The organism is Pseudomonas sp. GW821-FHT10B02 (assembly GCF_059415665.1).
This window is the reverse complement of the sequence record NZ_JBWKNR010000018.1, coordinates 44,360-56,389: the sequence shown is the minus strand read 5'-3', so window position 1 is coordinate 56,389 and position 12,030 is coordinate 44,360. Positions and strand designations below refer to the sequence as shown.

Here is a 12,030-nt window from a genome sequence, read left to right as displayed (position 1 = left end):
GTGAGCCGCGGCTTCATTGGCCCGTCCTGTCAGGGCTGGCTGCCGGGCCCGGGCAACGGAGCGATTTCGCTCCAGCGCAGCGCCTTGATGCTGATCGGTTTTGTTGTTCAACCTGTTGAAATATAAAGGTTTTAACAAGTTGGCATTGCCCTTGCTCTTGTATCAATCAGTCCTGCACCAGGACCTACCTGATAACAAGAGAGGAAGATCCATGACCACGCTGCGTTTTACTCCCGAACACGAATGGCTGCGCCTGGAAGCGACTGGCGAACTGACCGTCGGCATCACCACCTACGCCCAGGAAGCCCTCGGTGACGTGGTGTTCGTGCAGTTGCCGGAGCCGGGCGAATACGGCGAGGGCAATGAAGTCGCGGTGCTGGAATCGGTGAAGGCCGCCAGCAACATCAGCATGCCCCTGAACGGTACCGTAGTGGCGGTCAACCAGGCCCTGGCTGACGACCCCGAACTGGTCAACGCCTCGCCGATGCAGGACGGCTGGTTCTTCCGCATCAAGGTGGCCAACCCTGCCGACCTCGACACCCTGATGGACCAGGACGGCTACGACCGCTTCCTGGCCGACAACGCCTGAGCCAGGGGGCCGACATGAGCAATGCATCCATCCCGCTGACTACCGACAATGAGTTCATCGCCCGTCACATCGGCCCGCGCGAGGACGACATCGACGCGATGCTGGCGCTGATCGGCCATGACAGCCTCGACGGCCTGATCGACAGCGTCATCCCGGACAGCATCAAGGGCACCAGCGTGCTTGAGCTGTGCAAAGGGCAGGGCGAAGCCGAGGCGCTGGCCTCGCTCAAGGCCATCGCGGCGAAGAACCAGCTGTTTCGCAATCACATCGGCCAGGGCTATTACCCGTGCCACACACCGACGCCGATCCTGTGCAACCTGCTGGAGAACCCGGCCTGGTACACCGCGTACACACCGTACCAGCCGGAGATCTCCCAGGGCCGGCTGGAAGCGCTGCTGAACTTCCAGACCCTGATCAGCGACCTGACCGGTATGGAGATCGCCAACGCCTCGTTGCTCGATGAAGCCACCGCCGCCGCCGAAGCCATGACCTTCTGCAAGCGTCTGGCGAAGAGCAAGGCCCCGGCGTTTTTCGTCTCTCACCATTGTCATCCGCAAACCCTCGACGTGCTGCGCACCCGTGCCGAGCCGCTGGGTATCGAAGTGGTCATCGGTGATGAGTCGGCGCTGCTGAACCAGAGCCTGGAGGGCTATTTCGGCCTGTTGCTGCAATACCCGGCCAGCACTGGCGCTATCGTCGACCATCGCGCCCTGGTGCAGCGCGCCCATGCCGCCGGCGCGCTGGTGGCGGTGGCCGCCGACCTGCTGGCGCTGACCTTGCTGACCCCGCCGGGCGAATTCGGTGCCGACGTGGTCTTGGGCAGTGCCCAGCGTTTTGGTGTGCCACTGGGTTTTGGCGGCCCGCACGCGGCGTTCTTCGCCACCCGCGACAGCTTCAAGCGCGACATGCCCGGGCGTCTGGTCGGCGTGTCCATCGACCGCTTCGGCAAGCCGGCCCTGCGCCTGGCCATGCAGACCCGCGAGCAGCACATTCGTCGTGAGAAAGCCACCAGCAACATCTGCACCGCGCAGGTCCTGCTGGCCAACATCGCCAGCATGTATGCGGTTTACCACGGCCCTCAAGGCCTGGCGCAGATCGCCCGGCGCGTGCACCGGCTGACTGCGATTCTGGTACGTGGGCTGCAGCAGCTCGGGCATCAGGTCGAGCAGCAACACTTCTTCGACACCGTCAGCGTGGTGACTGCACGCCCTGTGGCCGAGGTGCTCGCCGCCGCCAACGGCGCGCAGTTGAACCTGCGGCTGATCGACGGGCAGCGGGTCGGTCTGTCGCTGGATGAAACCTGCGAGCAGGCCGCCGTCGAGGCCTTGTGGCAAGTCTTCGCGATGCCCGGGCAGGCGCTTCCAGACTTCACCGCGCTGGCCGCCGACACGGGTGATTGCCTGCCGTTGCCACTGCTGCGCGAAACGCCGTTCCTGCAGCACCAGGTGTTCAACCGCTACCATTCGGAAACCGAGCTGATGCGCTACCTGCGGCGCCTGGCCGACAAGGACCTGGCCCTGGACCGCAGCATGATCGCCTTGGGTTCATGCACCATGAAACTCAATGCCGCCAGTGAAATGATCCCGATCACCTGGCCCGAGTTCGGTGCCTTGCACCCGTTCGCCCCGGCTGAGCAGTCATTGGGTTACCGCCAGTTGACCGACGAACTGGAGGCCATGCTCTGCGCGGCCACCGGTTATGACGCCATGTCCCTGCAGCCCAATGCCGGCTCCCAGGGCGAGTATGCCGGCCTGCTGGCGATCCGCGCCTATCACGCCAGCCGTGGCGAGGCGGGGCGCGATGTCTGCCTGATTCCGTCGTCGGCCCATGGCACCAACCCGGCCACGGCGCAGATGGCCGGCATGCGGGTGGTGGTGGTCAACTGCGATGAGCGCGGCAACGTCGATGTCGCGGACCTGCAAAGCAAGGCTGCGCAGCACCGGGACAGCCTGGCGGCGTTGATGATCACCTATCCCTCGACCCATGGCGTGTTTGAAGACGGCATCACCCGCATCTGCGACATCATCCATGCGCACGGCGGCCAGGTGTACCTGGACGGCGCCAACATGAATGCCATGGTCGGCCTCTGCGCCCCGGGCAAATTCGGTGGCGACGTCTCGCACCTGAACCTGCACAAGACCTTTTGCATTCCGCACGGCGGTGGCGGTCCGGGTGTCGGCCCGATCGGCGTCAAGGCGCACCTGGCGCCGTTCCTGCCCGGTCACGCGCACATGGACAACAAGCACGGCGCGGTCAGTGCAGCGCCGTATGGCAGCGCCAGCATCCTGCCGATTACCTGGATGTACATCCGCATGATGGGCGGTGAAGGGCTCAAGCGTGCCTCGCAGCTGGCGATCCTGAGTGCCAACTACATCGCCCGGCGCCTTGAGGAGCACTACCCGGTGCTCTACACCGGCGAGAACGGCCTGGTCGCGCATGAATGCATTCTTGATCTGCGCCCGCTCAAGGACAGCAGCGGCATCAGTGTCGAAGACGTGGCCAAGCGCCTGATCGACTTCGGCTTCCATGCCCCGACGATGTCCTTCCCGGTGGCTGGCACCTTGATGGTCGAGCCGACCGAGAGCGAGTCGAAGCAAGAGCTGGACCGCTTCTGCGAGGCGATGATCTGCATCCGCGAAGAAATCCGCGCGGTGGAAAACGGCAGCCTGGACAAGCTCGACAACCCGCTGAAAAACGCACCGCATACCGCCAGCGAGCTGGTCGGTGAATGGCCGCATCGCTATGGCCGGGAGCTGGCGGTGTATCCGCTGGCCGATCTGCGCGAGAGCAAGTACTGGCCGCCGGTGGGGCGCGTGGACAACGTCTACGGCGACCGCAACCTGGCGTGTGCGTGCCCGCCGATGTCGATCTATCAAGACGCTTGATTGCACTGGGTGGGAGCGGGCTTGCCCCGCGATGCGATGTGACTGATAAACCGCAATCGCGGGGCAAGCCCGCTCCCACCGCCACAGGTAGCAGTTGCTCTTTGGTTGAACACTAATAACAAGGAAAACCACCATGTTCCATAAAAGCCTGACCCTCTCCGATTTCGACCCTGCGCTGTCCGCCGCCATCCACCGCGAGGCACAGCGCCAGGAAGACCATATCGAGCTGATCGCCTCGGAAAACTACACCAGCCCGCAGGTGATGCAGGCCCAGGGCACCGAGCTGACCAACAAGTACGCCGAAGGCTACCCGGGCAAGCGCTACTACGGCGGTTGCGAGCACGTCGATGTGGTCGAGCAACTGGCCATTGACCGCGCCAAGCAACTGTTCGGTGCAGGCTATGCCAACGTCCAGCCGCACTCCGGCTCGCAGGCCAACGCGGCGGTCTACCTGGCCTTGCTGCAGGCTGGCGACACTCTCCTGGGCATGAGTCTGGCCCATGGCGGTCACCTCACTCACGGTGCCAAGGTCAGCTCCTCGGGCAAGTTGTACAACGCCGTGCAGTACGGCATCGACGCCAATGGCCTGATCGATTACGACGAAGTCGAGCGCCTGGCCGTGGAACATAAGCCGAAGATGATCGTCGCCGGGTTCTCGGCCTACTCGAAAACCCTGGACTTCCCGCGCTTCCGGCAGATCGCCGACAAGGTCGGTGCCTATCTGTTCGTCGACATGGCCCACGTCGCCGGCCTGGTTGCGGCGGGCCTGTACCCCAATCCGCTGCCCTACGCCGATGTGGTCACCACCACCACCCACAAGACTCTTCGCGGTCCGCGCGGTGGGCTGATCCTGGCCAAGGCCGATCCGGAGCTGGAGAAGAAACTCAACTCGGCAGTGTTCCCGGGCGGGCAGGGCGGGCCGCTGATGCATGTGATCGCCGCCAAGGCCGTGTGCTTCAAGGAAGCGCTGGAACCGGGCTTCAAGGATTACCAGTTGCAGGTCATCAAGAACGCCCAGGCCATGGCGGAAATCTTCCGCCAGCGCGGTTACGACGTGGTCTCCGGTGGCACCGACAACCACCTGTTCTTGGTCAGCCTGATCCGCCAGGGCATCACCGGCAAGGACGCCGATGCCGCCTTGGGCCGTGCGCACATCACGGTGAACAAGAACGCCGTGCCCAACGACCCGCAATCGCCGTTCGTGACCTCGGGCCTGCGTATCGGTACCCCGGCGGTGACCACCCGGGGTTTCCAGGTGCCGGAGTGCCGCGCCCTGGCGACCTGGATCTGCGACATCCTCGACCACCTCGGCGATGCCGACGTCGAGGCCCAGGTGGCCCGGCAGGTGGCCGAGCTGTGCAAACTGTTCCCGGTTTATCCGGCCTGATCCCTGGGTGTGATGGCGGAGGCCTGTATGTCGCTGAGTGTTTTTGATCTGTTCAAGGTGGGCATCGGCCCGTCCAGCTCCCACACGGTCGGGCCGATGCGCGCCGCGGCGCGCTTTGTCGAAGGGCTCAGGGAGCAGGGGCTGCTGGCTCAGGTGGAGGGTGTGCGCGCCGAGCTGTATGGCTCGCTCGGCGCCACCGGCAAAGGCCACGGCAGCGACAAGGCGGTGCTGCTGGGGCTTGAGGGTGAGCACCCGGATACCGTCGAGACGTCGCTGGTGGCCGATCGTCTGGGGATGATTCGCCAGAGCGGGATGCTGTCGCTGCTCGGTGAGAAGCGCATCCGTTTCGTCGAAAAAGAACACCTGGCGATGATCCGCAAGCCCTTGCCCTATCACCCCAACGGCATGATCCTGCGTGCCTTCGACGCGGCCGGGCTGCAGCTGTGCAGTCGCGAGTATTACTCGGTGGGAGGCGGTTTTGTGGTGGACGAGGCGGCGATTGGCGTCGATCGCATCGTCGAAGACCGCACGCCGTTGCGCTTCCCGTTTCTGAGCGGACGCGAGCTGTTGGCGCAATGTGCCCAGCACGGCCTGTCGATCAGCCAGTTGATGGCCGAGAACGAGACCGCCTGGCGCAGCCCGGAGCAGACGCGCCAGGGCTTGCTGCACATCTGGCAGGTGATGCAGGACTGCGTCAAGGCCGGGTGCCGCACCGAGGGCATCATGCCCGGCGGGCTCAAGGTCAAGCGCCGTGCCGCGGCGCTGCACCGGCAGTTGAGCGCCAGCCCTGAAGCCGGCTTGCGCGACAGCCTTTCGGTGCTCGACTGGGTCAACCTCTACGCCCTGGCGGTCAACGAGGAAAACGCCAGCGGCGGGCGGGTGGTTACCGCGCCGACCAATGGCGCGGCCGGCATCATCCCGGCGGTGCTGCATTACTACACGCGTTTCGTGCCGGGGGCCAACGAGGACGGGGTGGTGCGCTTTCTGCTCACTGCCGCCGCGATCGGCATTCTGTACAAGGAAAACGCTTCGATCTCCGGGGCCGAAGTCGGCTGCCAGGGTGAGGTCGGGGTGGCCTGCTCGATGGCGGCCGGGGCCTTGTGCGAAGTGCTTGGCGGCAGCGTGCAGCAAGTGGAAAACGCCGCCGAAATCGGCATGGAGCACAACCTCGGGCTGACCTGCGACCCGATTGGCGGGCTGGTCCAGGTGCCGTGCATCGAGCGCAACGCCATGGGTTCGGTCAAGGCCATCAATGCCGCGCGCATGGCCTTGCGCGGCGATGGCCAGCACTTCGTCTCCCTCGACAAGGTGATCCGCACCATGCGCCAGACCGGCGCCGACATGAAAAGCAAATACAAAGAGACTGCCCGCGGCGGGCTGGCGGTCAATATCATCGAATGCTAGGAGTCACCCATGTCCACAGAACAACTACAACAAACGCCGTTGCATGGTCTGCACCTGGAGCTCGGTGCGCGCATGGTGCCGTTCGCCGGCTTCGCCATGCCGGTGCAGTACCCGCTGGGCGTGCTCAAGGAGCACCTGCACAGCCGTGAACAGGCCGGCCTGTTCGACGTGTCGCACATGGGCCAGATCCGCCTGCGTGGTGCGGGCGCCGCCAAGGCGCTGGAAGCACTGGTGCCGGTCGATATCATCGACCTGCCGGTGGGCATGCAGCGCTATGCGCTGTTCACCAACGACGAGGGTGGCATCCTCGATGACCTGATGGTCGCCAACCTGGGCAACGACGAGCTGTTCCTGGTGGTCAACGCCGGCTGCAAGGACCAGGACCTGACCCACCTCAAGCAGCATCTGGAAGGGCAGTGCGACGTCGAGTCACTGTTCGACAGCCGCGCCTTGCTGGCGCTGCAAGGCCCGGCGGCGGCCAGGGTGCTGGCGCGTCTGGCGCCTGAGGTCGGCAGCATGACCTTCATGCAGTTCGCCAAGCTGAGGTTGCTCGGTGTCGACTGCTACGTCAGCCGCTCCGGTTACACCGGTGAGGATGGGTACGAAATCTCCGTGCCGGCAGAGGCAGCGCAAATGCTGGCCCGTTCGCTGCTGGCCGAGCCCGAGGTCGAGGCCATCGGCCTCGGTGCCCGTGATTCGCTGCGCCTGGAGGCCGGGCTGTGCCTGTACGGCCATGACATGGACCTGCGCACCACGCCGATCGAGGCCAGCCTGACCTGGGCGATTTCCAAGGCCCGACGTGCCGATGGTGTACGCGCAGGTGGCTTCCCCGGTGCCGAACGGATTTTTGCCCAGCAACGCGAAGGCGTGGCCAGCAAGCGCGTCGGCTTGCTGCCCAAAGAGCGGGTGCCGGTGCGTGAAGGGACGCTGATCGTCGACGCGCAAGAGCAGGAAATCGGTCGTGTTACCAGCGGCGGATTCGGCCCGAGTCTGGCTGGGCCGCTGGCGATGGGCTATGTGCAGAGCGGCTATGCGGCGCTGGACACCGAAGTCTTTGCCCTGGTGCGCGGCAAGCGGGTGCCGATGGTTGTCGCCCGCACGCCGTTCGTGGCGCAACGTTACTACCGTGGCTGATGGCCAGATCGTCGGAGCATGAGCATGAACCAAACCCAAGCTGTCGCCTCTCGCCCACAGCCGCTGCAGGCCGGGGTGAAACTGCGCGGCGCCGAGAAGGTGGCGCGTATCCCGGTGAAAATCCTGCCCACCGAAGAGATACCGCGCAAGCCCGAGTGGATCCGCGTGGAGATCGCAACGTCACCGGAGGTGGCGCGGGTCAAGGCGCTGCTGCGCAAGCACAAACTGCATAGCGTCTGCGAGGAAGCCTCCTGTCCGAACCTGGGCGAGTGCTTCTCCGGCGGTACGGCGACCTTCATGATCATGGGCGACATCTGTACCCGCCGTTGCCCGTTTTGCGATGTCGGTCACGGCCGGCCCAAGCCACTGGACGTCGATGAGCCGAAGAACCTGGCCATCGCCATCGCCGACCTGCGCCTGAAGTACGTGGTCATCACCTCGGTCGACCGCGACGACCTGCGCGACGGTGGTGCCCAGCACTTCGTCGACTGCCTGCGCGAGATCCGCAAACTGTCGCCGGGTATCCGTCTGGAAACCCTGGTGCCCGACTACCGGGGGCGCATGGACGTGGCCCTGGCGATCACCGCGCAGGAGCCGCCGGATGTCTTCAACCACAACCTGGAAACCGTGCCGCGCCTGTACAAGGCGGCACGGCCGGGTTCGGACTTCGAGTGGTCGCTGGATTTGCTGGAGAACTTCAAACTGCGCGTACCCGCGGTGCCGACCAAGTCCGGGTTGATGCTGGGGCTGGGCGAAACCGATGACGAAGTGATCGAGGTGATGCAACGCCTGCGCGAGCATCAAGTCGACATGCTGACCCTGGGGCAGTACCTGCAGCCTTCGCGCAGCCACCTGCCGGTGCAGCGTTTCGTCCACCCCGATACCTTTGCCTGGTTTGTCGAGCAGGCGCTGGCGATGGGCTTCAGGAATGTGGCGTCCGGGCCGCTGGTGCGCTCCTCCTACCATGCCGATCAACAGGCGCAGTTGGCGTAGGGACGGGCAAGATACGGCATTTCTCCGTGTCTTTGTGGGAGCCGGCGTTGCCGGCGATAAGATCGTTGCGGTGTCAGGTGTTGCGCAGCGTCTGCATCGCTGGCAAGGCCAGCTCCCACAGTTATTCGCAAGGGCTATATGCATGTATCCAACGGGTCTTGTACCACGAACCGGGTTGGGTTTTAGCTGGACGCAGGCGCGGGCGCGCATCCTCGGTCCGCCGCCGCAACGTGAACAACCCAAAAGACCAAGGCGCGTTGACCGCCGTAGAGGCTGACGGCCGCGCGGATAAATCAGGTGCAGACAATGAGCACACCTCTGGATTTGAATGCCTTGAAGGCACGCCAGCAGACGGCGTGGGCCAGCGGCGATTACGCGGTGATCGGCACGACCTTGCAGCTGGTCGGCGAACGCCTGGCCGAAGCCTGCGACTTGCGTTGGGACGAAAAGGTCCTGGATGTGGCTGCCGGCAACGGCAATGCCACCCTTGCCGCGGCACGGCGCGGCTGTCAGGTGACCTCCACGGACTACGTGCCCGAGCTGTTGAAACGCGGTGAAGAACGCGCACGGGCCGAGCATCTGAGCGTAGTGTTTCAAACCGCCGATGCCGAGGCGCTGCCATTTGCCGATGGCGCCTTCGATGCAGTGATATCGACCTTCGGCGTGATGTTTGCCCCGGATCAGGCTCAAGCGGCGAGGGAGCTTGCACGGGTCTGCCGCTCAGGCGGGCGGATCGGCCTGGCGAACTGGACGCCACAGGGCTTCATCGGGCAGATGTTCAAGACCCTCGGGCGCCATGTTCCGCCACCCGCCGGGGCGCTGCCGCCTTCGCGCTGGGGGGACGAAGAACAGTTGCAGCAACTGTTCGGCGATAACGTCGGGGTTATCAATGTCAGCCGTCAACAGTTCAATTTTCGCTACCGCTCGGCGGCGCACTTCATCGACGTGTTCAGAACCTGGTATGGCCCGGTGCACAAAGCCTTTGCCTCATTGCAGAGTGACGCCGCCTATGCTTTGGAGCGCGATCTTACCCAGCTGCTGAACGACAACAACGTGGCCGGCGCCTCGTCGTTGGTGGTGCCCAGCGAATACCTGGAGGTGGTCATCAGCCGCCGCTGAATCCAGGCCACTGTTCCCCCTGTGGGAGCGGCGGTGCGACGACTCGACTTGCCCGGCGATTGCGGGCTATCCGCCACATCGCATCGCGGGGCAAGCCCGCTCCTACAGGGAACTGCTATCCTGCGGCCTGAACCATCAACCGGGGACCTGCATGTCATTGTCGATCAATACCGAAATGCTCTGGATTGACACGCCGCAAGGGCGGCTGTTTTGTAGTCGATGGTTCCCCGCAGATGGCCCGAGCAATCCGGACAAACCACCGATAGTCCTGTTTCATGACTCACTGGGCTGCATCGCCCTGTGGCGGGATTTTCCCCAGCAGTTGAGCCAGGCCACCGGACGCGAGGTGATTGCCTATGACCGGCTCGGCTTCGGCCAGTCCGATGAGTATCCGGGACGCCTGCCGCCGCAGTTCATCCGTGAAGAAGCCGAGTACTTTTTTGCCCATCTGAAGACAGCGCTTCAGGTCGAGCGCTTCGTTGCCCTGGGCCATAGCGTCGGAGGGGCCATGGCAGCAGCCTGTGCCTCCTTGTATCCGCAACATTGCATGGCATTGATCACCATCGCTGCGCAGGCGTTTGTCGAAGAACGCACGCTGCAGGGCATTCGCGCCGCCGAGTTACAGTTCGAAGAACCCGAGCACATGGCGCGGTTGAAAAAATACCATGGCGACAAAGCGCCCTGGGTACTGGCTGCCTGGACCCGGACATGGCTAGCAGAGGCTTTCGGCGACTGGACGATCGAAAGCACAGTGGATGCCATTCATTGCCCGGCACTGGTTCTGCACGGTGAGCATGATGAGTACGGTTCGGCGCTGCACCCGGAACGGATAGCCAGGCTGTCGCAAGGCCCCAGCGAGTACGTGATCCTCGAAGATTGCCACCATGTTCCGCACCGCGAGGCGCCTGAAACGGTGCTGGGGGAGGTGGTTCGATTCCTTGATGCTGATCGTTGAGCGGGGCGCTATGAGCCCTTCTGTGGAAGCGAGCTTGCGCCGCGATGCCCGCCGTTCCCGGACCGCGCAAAGCCAATCTTGATGGCCACCAGAATCGGCGCCGCCACCGCGAACAGCAGGGTCACGGCCATGAACGCGGTGTCGAAGGCAATCACCGTGGATTGCCCCAGCACCGTCCGGCCTAGCAGGCTGGTCGCGGCACGGCCAGCGCTGACAGCGTCGATGCCTTTGCCTGCCAGCAAGGCGGACAGGCCGGTCAGGCGTTCGATCACCGCACCTGTACCTGCAGTGACATGGCTGCCCAGCACCACAGCATTGCTGGCGAGATCGTGTTCGATCAGGCTCTGCAAGGCCGCGACGCCCATCAGGCCACCCAGTTGCCGACCGGTATTGAACAGCCCGATGCCGCTGGCGAGGTTGCGGCGGTTGAGGTCGCTGAAGGCAATCAGGGTGATGGACAGGAACAGCAAGCCCAGGCCCAGGCCGCGCAACAGGACCGCGGCCATCATGTCGTGCGCGCCGCTTTCGCTGGTGGAGCCGGACAGCATCCACATCGCTAGCATGATCATCAGGATGCCAAAGGGCACCGTGGCGAATGGCGCGACGCGGCGAGCCTGCATGAGCCAGGCAGCAATCAGTAGCGCGGCGATAAAACAGCCGCCACTGGGCAACAGCAGCAAGCCGGCATCGGTTGGTCGGAAACCGAGGACTGACAAGGCGAATGCAGGGATCAGAAAGGCACTGCCGAACAAGGCGGCGCCAGCGACAAAACTGACGATCAAGGCAAACGAAAAATCTTTCGACTGGAAGAGGCTGAAGTCCAGTAGTCCCGGCCCTTTGATCAGCAACTGTTGACCGACAAAGGCGAGCAGGGCAGCTGCACCGGTCAGGGTCAGCCAGACAATCCGTGGCTCTTCGAACCAGTCCCAGCGGCTGCCTTGAGCCAGGACGTAGGTGAAGCAGAGCAGGGCGGTCGCCATCAGGGTGAAGCCGATTGGGTCAAACGGACGGTGTTCAGCCTTGATGAGCGCTGGTGCGTCTGCGATCAGCAGCAGTCCGCTGGCCGCCAGGGCCAGTGGCACCACGCAGAAAAAGATCCACGCCCAGGATTGGCTATCGATCAGCCAGCCTTGCAGGGCCGGGGCGATAGTCGCCGAGGCGACCACTGCACCCATGGCAAACAGGGCTTGCAGAAACGGTTGCTGGTGCCGTGCATAGGCGCCAAAGATGATGGCCTGACCGCCGACCAGCAAGGTACCGCCGCTAAAGCCCTGGATGACGCGCAAGGCGACCAGCAGATCCAGGCGGGTGCTGAGGGCCGCCAGGGCGCAGGCCAGGCCCATCGCCAACGTGGCGCCCACCACCACGTTGCGGGAGTTGAAGCGACTCAACAGCCAGGCGGCGCTCATGAACCCGATCAGCTTGAACGCGGTGTAGCCGATGTCCAGCCAGGCAAATTCATCCGGCGTGGCGTAGGTGTCGCCAATGATGTCGCTGCGGGCGAGCGCCAGCACGGTGCTGGCGATGGCCTCGGTCAGCGTCGCCAGGATGATGCCCGCCATGA

General features: G+C 64.2%; 9 protein-coding genes. 8 read left to right on the top strand and 1 reads right to left on the bottom strand.

Features of this window, described 5'->3' with window-relative positions:
• Nucleotides 1–211 precede the first annotated feature (211 nt).
• From gcvH to AC07OF_RS23630, 8 genes are all read left to right on the top strand, one after another.
• Nucleotides 212–589, top strand: coding sequence for a glycine cleavage system protein GcvH (gcvH, locus tag AC07OF_RS23665; protein ID WP_342622415.1), 378 nt, complete (start codon nucleotides 212–214; stop codon nucleotides 587–589).
• A gap of 14 nt (nucleotides 590–603) precedes the next feature.
• Nucleotides 604–3,474: an aminomethyl-transferring glycine dehydrogenase gene (gene gcvP / locus AC07OF_RS23660; protein ID WP_495073552.1), complete on the top strand. Its 2,871-nt coding sequence runs from the start codon at nucleotides 604–606 to the stop codon at nucleotides 3,472–3,474.
• Nucleotides 3,475–3,607: 133 nt separating this feature from the next.
• A complete protein-coding gene (gene glyA / locus AC07OF_RS23655; protein WP_495073551.1) occupies nucleotides 3,608–4,861 on the top strand; it encodes a serine hydroxymethyltransferase in 1,254 nt (417 codons plus the stop codon).
• 27 nt (nucleotides 4,862–4,888) lie between these two features.
• A complete protein-coding gene (locus AC07OF_RS23650; protein WP_495073550.1) occupies nucleotides 4,889–6,265 on the top strand; it encodes an L-serine ammonia-lyase in 1,377 nt (458 codons plus the stop codon).
• A gap of 9 nt (nucleotides 6,266–6,274) precedes the next feature.
• Nucleotides 6,275–7,399, top strand: a complete 1,125-nt coding sequence (gene gcvT, locus AC07OF_RS23645; protein ID WP_495073549.1) for a glycine cleavage system aminomethyltransferase GcvT — start codon at nucleotides 6,275–6,277, stop codon at nucleotides 7,397–7,399.
• 24 nt (nucleotides 7,400–7,423) lie between these two features.
• Nucleotides 7,424–8,392 carry a lipoyl synthase gene (lipA, locus tag AC07OF_RS23640; protein WP_495073548.1) on the top strand — a complete coding sequence of 323 codons (969 nt, stop codon included), beginning with the start codon at nucleotides 7,424–7,426 and terminating at the stop codon, nucleotides 8,390–8,392.
• Between the two features lie 306 nt (nucleotides 8,393–8,698).
• Complete coding sequence (locus tag AC07OF_RS23635) at nucleotides 8,699–9,511, top strand: class I SAM-dependent methyltransferase (RefSeq protein ID WP_157192933.1); 813 nt, start codon at nucleotides 8,699–8,701, stop codon at nucleotides 9,509–9,511.
• A 151-nt stretch (nucleotides 9,512–9,662) separates the two neighbouring features.
• Complete coding sequence (locus AC07OF_RS23630) at nucleotides 9,663–10,466, top strand: alpha/beta fold hydrolase (protein ID WP_476446879.1); 804 nt, start codon at nucleotides 9,663–9,665, stop codon at nucleotides 10,464–10,466.
• Between the two features lie 8 nt (nucleotides 10,467–10,474).
• Here AC07OF_RS23630 and AC07OF_RS23625 read toward each other — a convergent pair whose 3' ends face one another.
• A complete protein-coding gene (locus AC07OF_RS23625; RefSeq protein WP_495073567.1) occupies nucleotides 10,475–12,028 on the bottom strand; it encodes a DHA2 family efflux MFS transporter permease subunit in 1,554 nt (517 codons plus the stop codon).
• Between the last annotated feature and the right edge of the window lie 2 nt (nucleotides 12,029–12,030).